Annotated in this window: 12 protein-coding genes; 5 read left to right on the forward strand and 7 right to left on the reverse strand. The window is 70.4% G+C overall.

Translation table 11 applies throughout. The features are described 5' to 3' along the window. Positions 1 to 31: 31 nt before the first annotated feature. From rsmA to AC1DGE_RS12980, 3 genes are all read right to left on the reverse strand, one after another. Positions 32 to 940, reverse strand: coding sequence for a 16S rRNA (adenine(1518)-N(6)/adenine(1519)-N(6))-dimethyltransferase RsmA (rsmA, locus tag AC1DGE_RS12970; protein ID WP_476917572.1), 909 nt, complete (start codon positions 938 to 940; stop codon positions 32 to 34). Between the two features lie 140 nt (positions 941 to 1,080). Next, the gene (locus tag AC1DGE_RS12975) at positions 1,081 to 2,268 is read right to left on the reverse strand and encodes a ubiquitin-like domain-containing protein (RefSeq protein WP_476893230.1); all 1,188 of its coding nucleotides are present in this window, start codon (positions 2,266 to 2,268) and stop codon (positions 1,081 to 1,083) included. 282 nt (positions 2,269 to 2,550) lie between these two features. Beyond that, positions 2,551 to 3,483, reverse strand: a complete 933-nt coding sequence (locus AC1DGE_RS12980) for a TatD family hydrolase (RefSeq protein ID WP_476917573.1) — start codon at positions 3,481 to 3,483, stop codon at positions 2,551 to 2,553. 159 nt (positions 3,484 to 3,642) lie between these two features. Between AC1DGE_RS12980 and AC1DGE_RS12985 the strand changes: the two genes are divergently transcribed. Genes AC1DGE_RS12985 through AC1DGE_RS12995 form a run of 3 tightly spaced genes read left to right on the forward strand, consistent with a single transcriptional unit; the run spans position 3,643 to position 8,687 of the window. Further along, positions 3,643 to 4,758 (forward strand): AAA family ATPase, encoded by a 1,116-nt coding sequence (locus AC1DGE_RS12985; RefSeq protein ID WP_476917574.1) that lies wholly within the window; start codon positions 3,643 to 3,645, stop codon positions 4,756 to 4,758. Positions 4,759 to 4,773: 15 nt separating this feature from the next. Further along, complete coding sequence (locus tag AC1DGE_RS12990) at positions 4,774 to 6,177, forward strand: DUF58 domain-containing protein (protein WP_476917575.1); 1,404 nt, start codon at positions 4,774 to 4,776, stop codon at positions 6,175 to 6,177. Further along, complete coding sequence (locus AC1DGE_RS12995; RefSeq protein ID WP_476917576.1) at positions 6,174 to 8,687, forward strand: transglutaminase TgpA family protein; 2,514 nt, start codon at positions 6,174 to 6,176, stop codon at positions 8,685 to 8,687. Before AC1DGE_RS12990 ends, AC1DGE_RS12995 begins: the two co-directional genes overlap by 4 nt. On the opposite strand, the gene AC1DGE_RS13000 is transcribed toward AC1DGE_RS12995, so the two are convergent. Both AC1DGE_RS13000 and rsmI read right to left on the reverse strand, forming a co-directional pair. Further along, positions 8,684 to 10,183, reverse strand: a complete 1,500-nt coding sequence (locus AC1DGE_RS13000; protein ID WP_476917577.1) for an NAD-dependent succinate-semialdehyde dehydrogenase — start codon at positions 10,181 to 10,183, stop codon at positions 8,684 to 8,686. The two genes, AC1DGE_RS12995 and AC1DGE_RS13000, sit on opposite strands and share 4 nt — an antisense overlap. Before the next feature lie 199 nt (positions 10,184 to 10,382). Beyond that, positions 10,383 to 11,300, reverse strand: a complete 918-nt coding sequence (gene rsmI / locus AC1DGE_RS13005) for a 16S rRNA (cytidine(1402)-2'-O)-methyltransferase (RefSeq protein WP_476917578.1) — start codon at positions 11,298 to 11,300, stop codon at positions 10,383 to 10,385. Between the two features lie 67 nt (positions 11,301 to 11,367). Between rsmI and AC1DGE_RS13010 the strand changes: the two genes are divergently transcribed. After that, on the forward strand, positions 11,368 to 13,116 hold the full coding sequence (locus AC1DGE_RS13010) for a dolichyl-phosphate-mannose--protein mannosyltransferase (protein ID WP_476917579.1): 1,749 nt from the start codon (positions 11,368 to 11,370) through the stop codon (positions 13,114 to 13,116). Between the two features lie 62 nt (positions 13,117 to 13,178). Next, positions 13,179 to 15,008, forward strand: a complete 1,830-nt coding sequence (locus tag AC1DGE_RS13015; protein ID WP_476917580.1) for an AMP-dependent synthetase/ligase — start codon at positions 13,179 to 13,181, stop codon at positions 15,006 to 15,008. A 99-nt stretch (positions 15,009 to 15,107) separates the two neighbouring features. Here AC1DGE_RS13015 and AC1DGE_RS13020 read toward each other — a convergent pair whose 3' ends face one another. Together AC1DGE_RS13020 and AC1DGE_RS13025 are read right to left on the reverse strand one after the other, a co-directional pair. Further along, entirely contained in the window at positions 15,108 to 16,391 is a 1,284-nt protein-coding gene (locus AC1DGE_RS13020; protein ID WP_476917581.1) for a TIGR01906 family membrane protein, read from the reverse strand. Positions 16,392 to 16,515: 124 nt separating this feature from the next. After that, positions 16,516 to 17,508 carry a stage II sporulation protein M gene (locus tag AC1DGE_RS13025; RefSeq protein ID WP_441418461.1) on the reverse strand — a complete coding sequence of 331 codons (993 nt, stop codon included), beginning with the start codon at positions 17,506 to 17,508 and terminating at the stop codon, positions 16,516 to 16,518. Positions 17,509 to 17,587: the final 79 nt, after the last annotated feature.

Here is a 17,587-nt window from a genome sequence, read left to right on the forward strand (position 1 = left end):
AGGCTCCAAGCAGAACCGTCGGCCGCGGCGCTCAGGTGCCGGGCCGGGCGTGTGCTTCGGCGATGCGGGCGAAGGCGGTGATGTCGAGCACTTCGCCCCGGGCGGTGGGGTCGACGCCGGCGGCCCGGAGACAGCGTTCGGCTTCGGCGGCGCTTCCGGCCCAGCCCGCCAGAGCGGCCCGGAGGGTCTTGCGCCGCTGGGCGAAGGCCGCATCGATGACGGCGAAGACCTCTTCCCGGGTGGCGGAGGTTGCCGGCGGTTCCCGCCGGGTGAAGGCGACGAGCCCGGAATGGATCTTGGGCGCCGGCCAGAAGACGTTCATCCCGATCACACCGGCCTTGCGCATGCCGCTGTACCAGGCTGCCTTGACCGAGGGGACGCCGTAGGTCTTGGAACCCGGGCCGGCGGCGAGCCGGTCGGCCACCTCGTCCTGGACCATGACCAGGCCGTGCCGCAGGCTCGGGAAATGCTGCAGCAGGTGCAGCACGACGGGGACGGCCACGTTGTAGGGAAGATTGGCGACCAGCGCCGTGGGCTGCACCGGCAGCTCGGTCACCTTCATCGCGTCGGCGAGGACCAGGTGGAAATTTTCGACGGCGCCGGGGCGCCAGCGTGCCACGGTGTCGGGCAGTTTGGCGGCGAGGACCGGGTCGATTTCGACGGCGACGACCGAGGTGGCGGCGTCCAGCAGGCCCAAGGTCAGCGAGCCGAGGCCCGGACCGACTTCCAGCACGGTCTCGTCCGCGCTGATGTCCGCCGCGGCGACGATGCGCCGGATGGTGTTGCCGTCGATGACGAAGTTCTGGCCCAGGGTCTTGGTGGGACGGACCCCGATTTCCTCGGCCAGCCTGCGGATGTCGGAGGCGCCCAGGAGCTGCGCTGGGGCACCGGCGGGCGCCGCGGAGCGCTCGACGGGGGCGGAGGGGGTCGGTTCAGTCACCTAGGTATCCTATCCCGCGGCGGCAACGGCGAAGGCCGGTCCCGGGATCCGGGACCGGCCTTCGAAGGTGCGCCGCGGCGGTGGTCAGCCGATGCGGCAACCGTGGTTGCCTGACCGGCCACGCGGGCCGGAATGGGGTGTCAGCTGGAGGCCGCCCAGCCGCAGCCCCACGGGGACAGTCCGCGCTCAGCGTAGACGCGGTTGGCAATGGCAATCTGCTGGGCCTTGCTGGCCTGGCTGGCGTTGGGGGCATACGCGCCGCCGCCGGCACCGAGCCAGGTCTGGACGTCGAACTGGAGCCCGCCGTAGTAGCCGTTGCCGGAGTTGATGGACCAGTTGCCGCCGGACTCGCACTGCGCGATCTTGTCCCACATGCCCACGTTCATCATCGCCGGGGCCGCGGCGCCGGTGTTTGCGGCGGCCGGGGCGGCAGCCTCCACCTTGGGCTTCTCCTTGGTGCCGATGCTGACCTTTTCGGTGACCGGCTCGCGCGTGACCTTCTGGGCCACGAGCGTCCGGGAGGCGATACGGCCGTCCACGAGGACCAGCTTGAAGCTCTTGCTGATGCTGCCGGCCACACCGGCCTGGATGACCTTCTGCTCGCCCTTCGGCAGCGCCGCGTCCTCGGCGGTCAGCGTCTCGAAGGGTACGGCTTCGGTGGTGGCCGCGGTCTTGGACGTGTCAACGCGGGAGACCTTGACCACCATGTTGTTGACGACCGGCGCGTTGCCGGGCTGCGAGGTGCGGTCGCTGGCGCCGAGCTTGACGCCGGCGTCGGCGAGGACACCGCCGACGGTCGCCGCCGTCGTCATGGTCTTGGTGGCCTTGCCGTCGGCCACGAGGGTCACGGCCTTCGGCGTGGAGATACTGACGAAGGAACCGGAGACGGCCAGCTGCGCGTCCTTCGGAACGGAGATCTTCGAGGCGGAGGCGACGCCGAGTTCCGTCACGAGCCCTTCGACGGTGGGCGCGGTGGTGGTGATGGTCCGCTCGGCGCCGTCCACGCTGACCTTCACGGCCTTGGCGAGGTTGACGTTGATGACGGATCCGTCCTGCACATGGGATTCAGCCGAAGGCGACACCTTGTCGGCGGCCTGCAGCTCGACCTTGGCGCCGCGGACCACTTGACCGACGGTGCCGCCGAAGGTCTGCACGGAGCTCACTCGTCCGTCGACGTTGAGGGTGACCGTCTTGTTGTTGCCAACGAAGGCGACCAGGCCGAGCACGAGTGCCACGAGCACCACGAGTTGCGCGCCGACCTTGACGAAGCTGAACTTGCCGTCCGATGTGAAGAACTTGACCACGATTGCCCATATCTTTTGGACCATCCGGGCACGGGGAAAAGCGCACACGTTTCCCCGGCGCAAACACCCCCAAGGGCAGCTCCGGAGCAGCTCCGGATATTTGCGGAAAACGCGGGCACCGCCACACTTCCAAACGAGAGCGCACACGTGGATCCTTTGCCACAATGCGCGCCCTGAGGTAGTGAAATTCTCCGAAGGCCTTCCCCGACCCCGGCTAATAGTTGTCCACTGTAACCGTAGCGTTATAAAGCAACCAAGATTTTGTACATACCCGGTATGTTGCCAGAGTGACGGCGGGTGCTGCCTTTAGTCCCAGGATCCGTATGCCTGCAGGGTATTTTCGGCCAACTGCGTGCACAGCGCGGAGAGCTCGCGGCCTGTCAATTCCGCCATCGCCCGAACCGTGTAAGGAATCATGTAGCTGGCGTTTGGCCTCCCCCGGTGCGGGTGCGGAGTGAGGAACGGGGCGTCGGTTTCGACCAGGATGCGTCCGGGCTCGGCGATGGCCAGGGCCGCGCGCAGGTTCGCCGCGTTCTTGAAGGTCACCGTCCCGGCGAACGACATGTACCAGCCCTCGGCATTGCAGGTCCGGGCGAGCTCCTCGCCGCCGGAGAAGCAGTGGAAAACCACCCGTTCCGGAGCGCCCTCCTCCCGGAGCACCTGTACGACGTCGTCGTGGGCGTCGCGGTCGTGGATCTGCAGAGTCAGGCCAAGCCGCTTGGCGATATCGATGTGGCGGCGGAAGGAGTACCGCTGCTGGGCGAGACCCTCCCCCTCGGTGCGGAAGAAATCAAGGCCGGTCTCGCCGATGGCACGGATCCGCGGGTGGGAGGCCAGCGCCTCGATTTCCGCCAGCGCCTCCTCCAGTTCGCCGCGGGCCGCGTAGGCCGGGGCGTCGTTGGGGTGCAGCGCGACGGCGCCAAGCAGCCGCGAGTCCTCCTCCACCGCCTGCACGGTGAAGCGGGATGACTCAAGGTCGCAGCCCACCTGCACGGCGCCCCGGACCCCCACGGCCTCGGCGGCGTCGAGGGCATCTTTGATGCTGACTGCCGGGCTCCCGTTGGCAAAATCGGCATCCGGGAAGTCCAGGTGGGTGTGGTTGTCCATCACCGGGACGGGCAGCGGTTCCGGCGCCGGCGGATACGGCTTCCGGGCGGACGGGGCAGTTCCGGACGGGCCGGCGCCGCTTCCGTCGCTGCCGGTCTCGCGGAAGGGTGCGGGGATCAGCGGATTGCACATCCTTCCAGCCTAGCTGCGGGCCGGGCGGAGAATTACCCGGAACTCTCTGTCTGCTTTGTCAGTTGTGTTAGTACGCTGATACCAAGACAGGCGTGCAGCAGTGGGGGCCCGGCCTTCCCGCCGCTCCGCCCGGACCGCACCAGGGCTGAAAGGCTGCCGATGGACTACCACCGACGTACCTCCGTTGACGAAGCGCTGCCGGAGCCGCAGGGCCTCCCGGCGCGAGCCGGCGTTATTCCGGCGCCGATGGAGGCCGCGGCATTCCACGCCGCCAGCGAGCGCATCCTGCGGGCCATCAACACGGTGATCGACGGCAAGGCCGAAGCCGCCAAGCTGGCGCTGACGGTGCTCCTCGCCCAGGGCCACCTGCTCCTCGAGGACGTTCCCGGCGTGGGCAAGACGCTGCTGGCCAAGACCCTCGCCCGGACCATCGACTGTTCCGTCAGCCGGATCCAGTTCACCCCGGATCTGCTGCCCTCCGATGTCACGGGCGTGTCCATCTACAACCAGGCCTCCCGGATGTTCGAGTTCCGCCCCGGCGCGGTGTTCGCCAACATCGTGATTGGCGACGAGATCAACCGCGCCTCCGCCAAGACCCAGTCCGCACTGTTGGAGTGCATGGAGGAGCACCAGGTCACGGTGGACGGGAAATCCTACAAACTGGACGAACCCTTCATGGTGGTGGCGACGCAGAACCCGATCGAGATGGAAGGCACCTATCCGCTGCCGGAAGCGCAGCGCGACCGCTTCATGGCCCGAATCTCGATGGGCTATCCGGACCGCGACGCCGAGATGGAGATGCTGGAGACCCACCAGGCCACGTCCCCGCTGACCAGGGTGACGGCCGTGGTAACCGCGGACGAGGTGGCGTCAATGATCGCCACCGTCCAGCAGGTCTATGTATCCCGTCCGATCAAGGAATACACGGTGGCCCTGGGCCGCGCCACGAGGGAGAGCGCCATGCTCCGGCTTGGCGCGAGCCCCCGGTCCATGCTGCAGCTGCTGCGTGCTGCGAAGGCCACCGCCGCACTGGAGGGCCGGGACTTCGTGCTGCCCGACGACGTCGTGAGCGTGGCGGAATCGGTGCTGGCCCACCGGATCATCCTGGACCGCAAGGCCGCCAGCACCGGAGAGACGCCGCAGAGCGTCATCCGGTCCATCCTCGCGCGGGTGCCGGTCGGGCAGGAAACGGCGCCAGCGCAGGCCCGGACCCGCACCGACGGCGACGGCGGCCGTTCCGCCGCGCGGCCGTCGGCCCTCCCCACCGGCCGCTAGGGGGCTGAGGCGGCCGTGGCGGTGCTGGACCGGTTCCCTAGGCACATCTTCAGCTCGCGCGGCTGGGGCCTGTTGGGAGCGGGCGTCCTGTCCCTGCTGGCCGCTCAAATACTGGGCCGCCGCGACCTGCTGGCGCTGGCGCTCCTGTTGCTGGTCCTCCCGCTGCTGTCCCTTGCCGGCACGCGCGTGCTGAAACCCCGGTTCCGGGTCTACCGCGAGTTCAACCCATCCCCGGTGGAGACCTCCGCGACGACCACCGTCCGGCTGGCGGTGGCCCGCACCGGTCCGGGCAACGGCCTGGCCCTGATGGAGGAGCAGTTGCCGTCCCGGTTCGGGCAGTCCCCGGTGTTCCGCTTCCCGGCGCGGACCGCCGTCGCGGGAACCAGCCGCTACGAATACCAGCTTCGGAGCGCGAAACGCGGCCAGTTCCTGATCGGGCCGGTCACGGCCGAATTCAGCGACCCTTTCGGGCTCTCCGTGCACCGCCACGCGATCGACGCCGGCGACGTCCTCACGGTGACCCCCGCCGCCGTCGAGCTCCCCGCGACCGGGCTCGCGGGCGCACGCGGCCACGACGGCGTCACCGCAACGCGGATCCGCGCGAACCCCAGCGACGACGACGTCATGACCCGCGAGTACCGGCACGGCGATCCGATGCGCCGCGTGCACTGGGCGGCGACCGCCCGGCACGGCTCCCTCATGATGCGGCAGGAGGAATCGGTCACGACTCCGGAAGCCACGATCATCCTGGACCAGCGCTTCCAGGCCTACGCGCAGGGCGCCGGCTATGTTTCCGGCGGCGCGGCCGCGGACGGGCATGAACTGGTCACCAGCGACGCCTTCGAATGGGCCGTCACGGCCGCGATGTCCATCAGCACCCACCTTGGCGAGCGCAACTACGCGCTGCGCTGCCTGGACCCGGCCGGGGATCCGGCCTTCCTGAATTCGCCGTCGGCGCCGGAGCCGGAGGCCGACGAGTACGCCGGGACCGCCGGCCTGCAGTCCATTGCGGAGAGTCTGGCCGCCATCGCGCTCAGCGGTCCGCGCCACGGCGCAGCCGACGCCGGGCCGCAGCCTTTCGACGACCGGCTGATGGACAAGCTCTCCGCGCACCGCCTGCGGGGGCCGATCCTGGCGATCCTGGGCCGTCTCTCGCCGGCGGAGGCGCGCGCGCTGGCCCCGGCGGCGGGGTTCGGCGCGAATGCCTTCGCCCTCCTGGTCACGGACCGCGCGGCTGACACCGGGCCGGTCCTGGAGATCCTGCGCCGCGGCGGCTGGCGCGCCGTCGCCGTCTCCGCGGCCACCCCGCTGCCGGCCGCCTGGTCCGCCTTCGACCAGGACGGCGCCGCCGGGCTTCCGCCGGCCGCAGGATCAGCGGCGGCCGACGGAGCCCGGCCCGTCGCGGGAGGCCGGCGATGACCCTGACCCCGCAGCGCAACAGGGCCCCGGGACCGTCCGCGGCCGAGCCCGGACGGCCCTCCGACCCGGTGCCGGGCGCGGCCGCCGGGCCGAAGGGTGCCGGCGTCGAGCCCTGGGCAATGGGGCTCGCCGTCGCGGTGGCCGTCGCCGGCGCGGCGCTGGGGCTCAACGGCGTGCTGCGCGGCTGGGCCTGGTACCCGGCGGTGCTCACCACGGTTTTCACCGTCGCGCTGGCGATGGCGGGGCTCCGGGCCCTGCGGCTGCATGGCGTCCTGGTCGGCGCGGGAGGCTTCGTGGTGCTGGCCCTGGTCCTCACCTTCACCTTCTTCCGCCAGCACAGCATCGCCGGATTCATTCCGTCCGGCGACACCATGGCCCAGCTGCAGCGGTACCTGCGGCGGGCCAGCGAGACCGTGCTCGCCGAGAGCTCACCGGTGGCGCCCAACGCCGGCATCGTCCTGCTGATCTGCGGGGTGCTCGGCCTGGTGGTGATCCTGGTCGACGCCCTCGCCGTCCCGCTCGCGCTGCCGGCGACCAGCGGGCTCGGGATCCTGGCCATCCTGGTGGTTCCGGCCATGGTGAAACCGCAGAGCGTCGGCTGGCTGGGCTTCACCGGCGCCGCGGCGGGCTACCTCATGATCCTGGCCAGCAGCCACTGGTTCCACCCCAACTCCCGGACCCGGGCGGACACGGCGCGCAATCCCGGCCAGCTCAAACGCGCTTCCCTGACCGGGGCGGTGGCGCTGGTCCTGACGCTGCTGTTCCAGCTGGCCATCCCGGGCTTCGACCAGGGCATCTTTCCGCAGGGATCCCGGCTGAATCCCTGGGGATCCGCGAGCGGATTGAACCCCATGATCAGCCTCGGCAACAGCCTGCGCAGCCCCACCGGCGACGGACGGATTACCTACGCCACCAACGCCTCGCAGGCGCCGTACCTGCGCTCCGTCACCGTGGACAGCTTCGACGGCGATGCGTGGGCGCCGGACGACCGTGACGCCAGCCGGCAGCCGGGCACCGGAAGGATGGACCCGGGGCCCGCCCCCAGCGTGGAAGAACAGGTCCGGGTGGTCACGGCCGTCAACACGGGCCAGTTCACGAGCCCGTACCTGCCCGCCCCCTACGCGCCCGAGTCGGTGAACGGCCTGACCGGCCGGTGGAGCTGGGATCCGGCCACGCTGAGCATCAAGGGCCTGGACACCAACTCGCGCAACCAGCAGTACGTTGTGGCGTCGGTGGCGCCGAAGCTCACCCGGGCCGTGCTGGCTGACTCCCCGGACAGGGCGCAGGCGGTGCCGGACACCTTCACCCGGGTCCCCGCCAACGTCCCCCAGATCGTGCGGCAGACCGCGGACACGGTCACTGCGGGAAGCCGCGGCAACTACGCCAAGGCCATGGCGATCCAGCAGTACCTGCGTTCCGCGGAGTTCAGCTACTCGCTCCAGTCCCCCGTCCAGGGTGGCTACGACGGCAACGGGTTGTCAGTGCTGGCGGACTTCCTGGCCCAGAAGAGCGGCTACTGCATCCACTTCTCCTCGGCGATGGCCGTGATGGCGCGGCTGGAGGGGATCCCGAGCCGGGTCGCCGTCGGCTACGCTCCCGGACGCGCCACCGGGTCCACCGTGACGATCCCGGGCCTGGGGGCGCTGCCCGAGTATGAGGTGGACGCCCGTGACGCGCACGCCTGGCCCGAACTGTACTTCCAGGGTGTCGGCTGGGTGGCCTTCGAGCCGACGCCCTCGCGCGGCGTGGTGCCGGGCTACGCCACCGAGCCGGCGGCGCGCAGCGGCGCCAGCACCAACGAGAACAACGATGGCCTGATCCCCGAGGATGACCTCAAACCCACGGCGGCCCCTGCGCCCGCACCGTTGCCGTTGCCCGCAACCGCGGGCGGGGACGGGTCCGGCAGCAGCCTGGCCCCCCTGTTGTACGGCGCCGGCGGGCTGCTGCTGGTGCTCCTGCTGCTGTCGGCCCCGGCGCTGGCGCGCGGCGGCGTCCGGCGGCGGCGGCTCAAGGCCTCCGGCTTGTCGGGGGCAGCCGCCCCGGCCTGGGCGGAGCTGCGGGACCTGGCCACGGACTTCGGGATCCCGCCGCGCAGCAGCGAAACGCCGCGGCATTTTTCCGCCCGGCTGCGCGGTTCAGCGGCGCTCGGCGAGCCGGACGGCGTGGACGCCCCGGCCCACGCTGCCGTGGCCTCCCTGAGCGCCGACTTTGAACGGCAGCGCTACGGCCGCCCCGACCCGGACTCCCCGGCGGGCAACTCCCGGCCGGACTCCCGGCCGGGCTCTCCCGCGGACAGGGTCGAACTGGTCCGGGACGCATTGCGCGCCCACGCTTCGTGGTGGACCCGTTGGCGCGCCATCTGGCTGCCGCCGTCGCTCACGGCCCGCTGGCGGCGCCGGGCATGGACACCGCTGCGGGCCGTTTCGGTCCCGGCCAGGTCAGCCGGACGCGGAGCCGCGGAATCTTGGTCCAGGGTCCGCGACGCCGCCCGCAGGCTTCGCCGAAGCTAGCCGGCGTAGGGGTCGGCGATGCCGATGTACTGCGTGTAGAGGTATTCCTCGATGCCTTCGAGGCCGCCCTCGCGGCCCAGGCCGGACTGCTTGACTCCGCCGAACGGTGCTGCCGCGTTGGACACGACGCCGGCGTTCAGGCCCAGCATGCCGGTTTCGAGGCGTTCGCCCATCCGGATGCCCCGGTTGAGGTCCTTCGTGAAGACGTACGCCACCAGGCCGTATTCGGTGTTGTTCGCGAGCCGGACGGCCTCGTCCTCGGTGTCGAAGGTGATGATCGGGGCGACGGGTCCGAAGATCTCCTCGGACAGGATCCGGGTGCCCTCGGTGACGCCCTTGAGGATCGTGGGCTGGTAGAAGTAGCCCGGACCCTCGACGGCGGCGCCGCCCAGCACTGTCACAGCGCCGGCGTTCACCGCGTCCGTGACGAGCTCGTGGACCTTGTCGCGGCTCTTCGCGTCGATCAGCGGGCCGACCTTGGAGTCCGCCTCGGTGCCCCGGGCCGTGGTCATGTCCTTCATCTTCGCGGCGAACTTCTCCGCGAACTCGTCGGCCACGGACTCGTGCACGATGAAGCGGTTCGCCGCGGTGCAGGCCTCGCCCATGTTCCGCAGCTTCGCCAGCATTGCTCCGGCTACCGCGGCGTCGACGTCGGCGTCCTCAAACACCACGAACGGGGCGTTGCCGCCGAGTTCCATCGAGGTCCGCAGCACCGTCTCGGAGGCGTCCGCGAGCAGCCGGCGGCCCACCTCGGTGGAGCCGGTGAAGGAAAGCTTACGGAGCCGGGAATCCTTGATCAGCGGGCCGGTCGTGGCGCCCGCGGTGGAGGTCGGGATCACGTTCAGCACGCCCGCGGGCAGGCCGGCTTCCAGCATGACGGCAGCAAAGAGCTGCGAGGTCAGCGGCGTGAGGTTCGCGGACTTGAGCACCATGGTGCAGCCGGCGGCGACGGCCGGGGCGATCTTGCGGGTGGCCATGGCCAGCGGGAAGTTCCACGGCGTAATCAGCAGGCACGGCCCCACCGGCTTCTTGGCCACCAGGAGCCGGGACTTGCCGTCCGGGGAAACCGAGTAGCGGCCAAACGCGCGGACGGCCTCCTCGGAGAACCAGCGCAGGAACTCGGCGCCGTAGGTGACTTCGCCGCGGGCTTCGGCCAGCGGCTTGCCCATCTCCAGGGTCATCAGCAGCGCGAAGTCCTCGGCCCGTTCGGTCACGAGCTCGAAGGCGCGGCGCAGGATCTCACCGCGCTCCCGCGGCGGGACCTTGGCCCAGGACTCCTGCGCGGCGGCGGCCGCGTCCAGGGCCGCGGCGCCGTCCTCGGGACCGGCGTCGGCCAGGCTCAACAGCACCTTGCCGGTGGCGGGATCCTCGACGTCGAACGTCTTGCCGGACGCGGCCGGACGCCACTGTCCGTCAATCAGCAGGCCAGTCGGCACGGACGCCAGCAGTGCGGCCTCGCGCTCCGCGGTAACGGTGGGCTGGGCAGTTACAGTCACAATGACTCCCTCGTCAGCAATGGGTTCGGAAAATTTTCTGATCAGCCCCGCACCGGCTTGCGCCGCGGGCCTGGACTACTGCCACGGTACTGCCGGGCTCTCCGGGGTGTCTACGCATCTGCGCACTAGACCAAGCCGGATCTGCTGTGCAGCTGCACAACGGCGGCGCGGCCCCGCAGCCCGCGGCCGGAGCCCCGCGTCAGCGCGCGGCGAGAACGGCGGAATAGAGTTCGCGTTTGCTGACCCTGGCGTCATCGGCCACCGCGGCGACGGCCTCCTTCAGCCGGATGCCCTGGGCGATCAGCGCGTTCACGGCCGCGACCTGGTCCTCCGGTTTACCCGGCTCCCGCTCGGGCGCACCGCCCACGACGACGGCGATCTCGCCACGGACCTCGTTGGTTTCGGCCCAGCGAAGCAGTTCGCGCAGGGTCCCGCGGATGACCTCTTCGTAGGTTTTGGTGAGTTCCCGGCAGACGGCCGCGCGGCGGTCGGCGCCGAAGCGTTCGTGCAGGGCCCGGAGCATGGGCTCCAGCCGGTGCGGCGCCTCGAAGAACACCATGGTGCGACGCTCGGCGTCGAGGTCCGCCAGCCGCGACGTCCGTTCGCCGGCCTTCCGCGGCAGGAAGCCCTCGAAACAAAAGCGGTCCGTCGGCAGCCCGGAGAGGGCGAGCGCGGTCAGTACGGCGGACRGGCCCGGAACGGCGGTGACGGTGAGCCCGGCGGCGACGGCGCCTTCGACCAGGCGGAAGCCGGGGTCCGAGACCGAGGGCATGCCGGCGTCGGTCACCATGACCAGGGTCTTGCCGGAGCGGACCTGGTCCAGGAGTTCGCCGGTCTTGGCTGCCTCGTTGTGCTCGTGGTAGCTGATCACCCGGCCCGCCACGGTGATGCCGAGGCTTTGAACCAGCCGGTGCAGCCGCCGGGTGTCCTCGGCAGCGACGATGTCCGCCGTTTCCAGCAGCCCGATCAGCCGGGCGGAGGCGTCGCCGACGTTGCCGATCGGGGTGGCGGCAAGCACGATCCGGCCCGGTCCGGCGGCCGTCCCCGCTGCCGGAACGGCGTCGGCGGAGGCGGGTGCCGGGGAATTGCGTTGGGAGGTGCTTTGTTCGGGATCCACCCCATAAGCCTACTGCCGGCGGGCGCGCGGGACCGACGATCACGGCCGCGAAAGGTAGCATGGCAACGTGACGCAGACCCCCATGCGGCCTGCCGAGGCCGGTTCAGCCGAGGCCGTGCCCGCCGACGGCAGCCCGGACAGCACCCGCCACCACGCCCGGAGGCCGGACCTGCCGGGCACCGGACGCAACCTCGAGGGCCACCGCTGGATCAGCCGTCCCGGCAAGGCATTCGACGCCGAGGACCTGACAGAGCGGCTGATCGGCAACATCCGCAGCTGGCGCGACTATCCGCCCTCGCTGCGCCTGTGGTTCTGGCTCATCCCGGCCCTCACCGCGGTGCTTGGCGGAATCCTGCGCTTTGTCCGGCTGGACACCCCGCACAACCTGGTGTTCGACGAGACCTACTACGTCAAGGACGGCTACTCCCTCCTGGTCAGCGGCTACGAGCGCGCCTGGCCGGACAAGGCCAACGACTCCTTCATCGCGGGCAACCCCGGGGTACTGCTGGACAGCCCCGAGTACGTGGTCCACCCGCCGGTGGGCAAGTGGATGATCGCCGCCGGGATGTGGCTCTTCGGCCCGGAAAACCCCTTCGGGTGGCGCTTCGGGGCCGCCCTGACCGGCACCCTTTCGATCTTCCTGCTCGCCTTGATTGCGCAGAAGCTTTTCCGCTCGCTCACCCTGGGCGCCGTGGCCGGGGTGCTGCTGGCGGTGGACGGCCACCACCTGGTGATGTCCCGCACCTCGCTGCTGGACATTTTCCTGATGTTCTGGATCCTCGCGGCCTTTGGCGCGCTGCTGATGGACCGCGACGACGGCCGCCGCCGGCTCGCGAAGCGGCTCGGCAGACAAGCCGCGGCCTCCGCCGAGGGGCGCCCCTCCCGGCTGCAGCTTGCGGCCGGGCCGTGGCTGGGGATCCGCTGGTGGCGGCTGGCCGCCGGTGTCTGCCTCGGTCTCGCGGTCGGCACCAAATGGTCCGCCCTGTTCTTCCTGGCCGGCTTCGGGCTGATGACGGTCCTGTGGGACCTCAGCGCGCGCCGGATCGCCGGCGTGCATGGCTGGATCACGGGCGGCATCCTCAAGGACGGCATCGGCGCCTTCCTGAGCATCGTCCCGGTCGCGGCACTGGTCTACACGGCCACCTGGGCTGGCTGGTTCCGCTCCAGCAACGCCTATTTCCGGCACTGGGCCGAAACCAACCCCTCGGCCCAGTGGGGCTGGCTGCCCGATTCACTCCGTTCGCTGGCCCATTACCACCTCGAGGCCTACAAGTTCCACCAGGGCCTGAGCGCGGACCACCCCTACGAGGCGAGTGCCTGGAGCTGGCTGGTGCTGGGCCGGCCTACGTCGTTCTTCTATGAGTCGTCCAAGCAGGGAACGGCCGGCTGCGAGCTGCCCAGTTGCACCTCGGCCATCCTCTCGGTCGGCAACCCGCTGATCTGGTGGAGCGCGGCGGTCTGCCTCGGCATCTTGCTCTTCTGGTGGGCGGGCCGGCGCGACTGGCGCGCCGGGGCCATCCTGGCCGCCGTGGGCGCCGGCTACCTGCCGTGGTTCATGTACCCGGAACGCACCATGTTCTTCTTCTATGCGGTGTCCTTCGAGCCGTTCCTGGTGCTGGCCCTCGTGTACTGCCTGGGGCTGGTCCTGGGCCGGCGCACCGACCCGCTCTGGCGGCGCCGCTCCGGCCTCCTACTCGTCGCGCTGTTTGTCGTCGCGACCGTGCTGCTCTCGGCGTTCTTTTACCCGGTGTGGACCGCGGAGCTGATTACGTACCAGGACTGGCGCCTGCGGATGTGGATGCCGTCCTGGATCTAGGGCAGGATTACTAGCGGAGCCCGCGTCCGCGGGGCCGCGGACCGGAACGGGAGACACGGGTTGTGAGAGAAGCTAGCACCGGACTGCTCGTCGAGCTGGATCCGGAAAGCAATGTCACGGACCTGCTGCTGGAGCAGCACGCCAAGGATCCGGTGCATGCGCTCTATGCCCGCAAGGGCCCCGCCGGCTGGACAGACATTCCGGCCCAGCAGTTCCTGGACCAGGTCACGGCCCTGGCCAAGGGGCTGATCGCCGGCGGACTTACCCCGGGCGAGACGGTCGCGGTCATGTCCGCCACCCGGTACGAATGGACCGTGGTGGACTTCGCCATCTGGTTCGCCGGCGGCGTCACCGTCCCCATCTATGAGACCTCCTCCGCCAGCCAGGTCGAGTGGATCCTGCACGACTCCGGCGCCCGCCGCGTCTTCGTCGAAAACGCGGCGAAGGCCACGCTGGTACAGGGCGTGCTGGACGGCTCGGAGCTGCTGGCGGGCCGGGTGCTCGGCGTGGTCCGGATGGACTACGACGGCGCGGCGCCGAACCTCGCCAGCCTGGCTGCCGCCGGCACCGGCGTCAGCGACGCAGAGCTGGAGCGGCAGCGCTCGGCGGCCGGCCTCGCCGATGTGGCATCCCTGGTCTACACTTCCGGCACCACGGGCCGGCCCAAGGGCTGCGAAATCACGCACGGCAACTTTGCCCTCGTCGCGAAGAACATCGTCCTGTTCCTGCCGGAGATCCTGCTGCAGCCCCCCACCCGGACGCTGATGTTCCTCCCGCTGGCCCACGTCCTGGCCCGCGCCGTGCAGGTGATCTGCCTCAGTGCCGGGACCACGCTGGGCCACACCTCCAATGCCAAGGAACTGCTGGAGGACCTCGGCACGTTCCAGCCCACCTTCCTCCTCGTGGTGCCCCGGATCTTTGAGAAGGTCTATGCCGGCGCCGCGCACAAAGCGGCGCTGGCCGGCAAGGACCGCCTCTTCGAGGCGGCCGCCGCCGTCGCCGTCGACTACTCAAAGGCGCTCGACGCCGCCGCCCGCGGTGAGGGCGCCGGGCCCGGCTGGCTCCTACGCGCCAAGCACGGCGTCTTCGACCGGGTGCTGTACCCGAAACTGCGGCAGGCGTTCGGCGGCCGCCTCGGCTACACCGTCTCCGGGGCCAGCCCGCTCAGTTCCCACGATGCGCACTTCTTCCGCGGCGCCGGCGTCCCTGTCCTCGAAGGCTACGGCCTGACCGAAACGACGGCGCCGTGCACTGCCAACACCCCGACCCGCACCAAAGTGGGGACCGTGGGCATCCCGGTGCCCGGCACCACCATCAGGATCGCCGACGACGGCGAGATCCTGGTCAAGGGCATCGGTGTCTTCAAGGGGTACCACGCCAACGAGGCGGCCAACGCCGAAGCGTTCGTCGACGGGTTTTTCCGCACCGGCGACCTCGGCTCCCTGGACGCCGACGGTTTCCTGACCATCACGGGGCGGAAGAAGGACCTGCTGGTCACCGCGGGCGGAAAGAACGTGGCACCCGGACCGCTGGAGGAAAAGATCCGCGAGCACCAACTGGTGGCGCAGGCAGTGGTGGTCGGTGACGGGCGGCCGTTTGTGTCAGCCCTGGTCAACCTGGACCCGGAGGGCCTGGAGAACTGGTGTGCCGCGCAGCGCATCCCCGTCATGGGCGCCACGGAGGCGGCGGCCAACGACCAGGTCCGGGCCGCCATCCAGGCCGCCGTCGACGACGCCAACGCCTTGGTGTCCAAGGCGGAGTCGATCCGCACCTTCGTGGTGCTTGACGCCGATTTCACGGTCGAGTCCGGGCACCTCACGCCGTCACTGAAGCTCAAGCGCTCCGCCGTTGTGCGTGATTTCCAGGCCCACATCGACCGGATCTACGGCTAGGGACGCGGCGCCCGGCAGCGGCGCACGCAAAAGCGGCCGGCACTCTCGTGCCGGCCGCTTTTTGTCTCTCCGGGTCTGTGGGTCTCCGGGTCTCCAGGCTTAGGAGGCGCCCTCGCGGCGGGCGGCTGCCGCTTCGTTGCTGCCGGCGTCGGTTCCGGCGTCTGCGTCGCGGCCGGCCGGGCCGTCGACGGCGCCGTTCCGGCTGCGCTTGAAGCGGCGGCCCTTGAGCTCGGCCGGGTCCGCGGCGACGTCCCCGGCGTCCTCGGCGGCGGAGGCATTCCGGACCCGGGGTGGCAGTCCGCGGCGTTTGCGGGTCGGCCAGGTGAGGATCAGCGTGAGCAGGGCTGCGAGCAGGACGAGGGCACCGATCACGATCCCGGCGTCAACCCAGAATTGGCCCGGGAACAGCCGGATCAGGGTGTCCTGAAGGGAGAAGGTCCAGGTGCCGTTGGCGAAGAAGACGCGGTGGAACTCGGTGAAGAACTGCTCCCAGCCCAGCACCGCGAGTACGCCCAGGCCGACGATGATCACGAGCGTGACAATGGAACCTGCGAACAGGCCGCGGCGCACTCCCCCGGTGCTGCGCCGGCGCAGGTACAGGATGGCAACCAGGCTGAGCACCACCAGCAAGGCACCGGCTCCGAAGGCGGAGAGGATGACAAGCTTGACGTCGGCCATGTGGCTGACTTCGCCGTCCTTGAAAAGCGGCTCGCCGGAGCGGTTCACGAGCTCGCCGAGGTAGCGCGGGCCGGACCAGTTGCTCAGGTAGTCGACAGCGTAGGAGCCGTACGTCATCCGGTCGTCGGTGTTGAAGCCGTAGCCGTCCCMCGGGAAGCCCGGGCGGTTGTATTCCACCCAGAGGAACAGCGGGCTGGTCACGGCGCGGACGGCCAGGACCAGCAGGATCACCGGGTAGCAGACCGCGAGCAGGACCTGCATCACCCGGGGGGCGACCGGCTTGGCGTTGGCGGCATGTTCGCGCTCGGCGTTGCGGCGTTCTACCTCTTCGCGCGGCGGCCGGACCTGCAGGGCCGAGGTGGGCAGCGACTCGTTGAATTCTTCGGTCCCGGCAGCGCCGGCCGCGGCGTCGTCGGCTGCCTTCCGTTCGGCGCGCCGGCCCTGGCGTTCACCGGCGGCCGGGGTTCCGGCCGGATCGACCGGAACCGGCGTCGCGGCCGTGCGCTCAGCGTCCGGCGCCGCGGCGGTGGGCTCAGCGTCCGGCGCCGCGGCGGTCCGCTCAGTCTCGGGAGCTCCGGACGCCGCGTCGGACCGCTTGCCCGCGCCGGCCGGCTTCATCCACTCGAAGGCAGGCTCGCCGGCGTCGTCGGCAGAATCCAGGTGCGGATCCTGCCGATTCGGAGGGGTGGGACTTTTTTCGGTCACTGCAGCTTCGCTTCCATAGGGTTCCGCGCCGCCGGGCCTTGGGCCGGCAACGCCACATATCTGACACCGAGCCTACCGTCAGGGCCTCAGCCCCGGCGAGGTGCCACCCCGTGGCCGGGCGGATTCAGGCGGAAATTTCGGCGTAACCGGCGTCCCCGCTGCCGAGGTCACCGGTGGCGCCGGAACGGTGCGCCCGCCCGCCAAACACCAGCACGTACGCCCAATAAGCGGCCAGGACGGCGGCGCCGATGGTGATCTTGGCCCACACCGGCAGATCGCTCGGCGTCACATAGCCTTCAACCACGCCCGAGACCAGCAGCACCAGGACCAGGCCGAGGGCCACGGTGATGAGCGAGCGGCCCTCGGCGGCGAGCGCCTGCGAGCGGCGGCGCGGCCCGGGCGCCACCACTGCCCAGAAGATCCGCAGCCCTGCCGCGCAGGCCACGAAGACCGCCGTCAGTTCCATCAGCCCGTGCGGGAGGATGTAGCTGAAGAACACGTCGAGCTTGCCGGCGCCGGCGAAGACCCCGGCGGCGACACCGACACCCTGGGCATTGCCGATCAGAATCATCGGGACCCAGAACCCGGTGATGCCCAGCGCCACGGCCTGAGCGGCGATCCAGGCGTTGTTGGTCCAGACCAGGCCGGCGAAGGACGCGGCGGGATTCTCCGAGTAGTAGTTGATGAAGTCCTGCTCCACGTAGCGGCGGACCTCGGCATCCGAGCCCAGGGCGCGCAGGGCCTCCGGGGAGTTGCCGATCCAGAGCGCATAGGCGGCGGCGATCAGGCAGAACGCGAGCCCGCACCAGGCGGTCAGCCAGCGGATCCGGTAGAGGGCGGCGGGCAGTGCGACGACGAAGAACTGGGCGAGGTCCTCCATGAAGTTGGATCTCGCGCCGGTGAAGCGGGTGCGGGCCTGAGCGAGGCTGGCGGACAGCGCGGCGGACAGCCCGCTCTCGGGGGCCACGGACCGCAGCAGCGAAAGGTCGGCCGATGCGCCCTGGTAGAGCCGCAACAGCTCGTCGGCGTCGGTCCCGCTGAGCCTGCGCTGGTGCGCCAGCGCGTGCAGCCGCGCCCATTTGTCCCCGTTCACCAGGGAGAACGCCTCGATGTCCACGGCACCACCCTAGCGCCCGCGAACGGGCAGTTGCGGCCCCACCACGGCGCGAACGGGCAGTTCCGGCCCCGGTTGCCCC

Source organism: Arthrobacter sp. 05N425 (assembly GCF_056397125.1).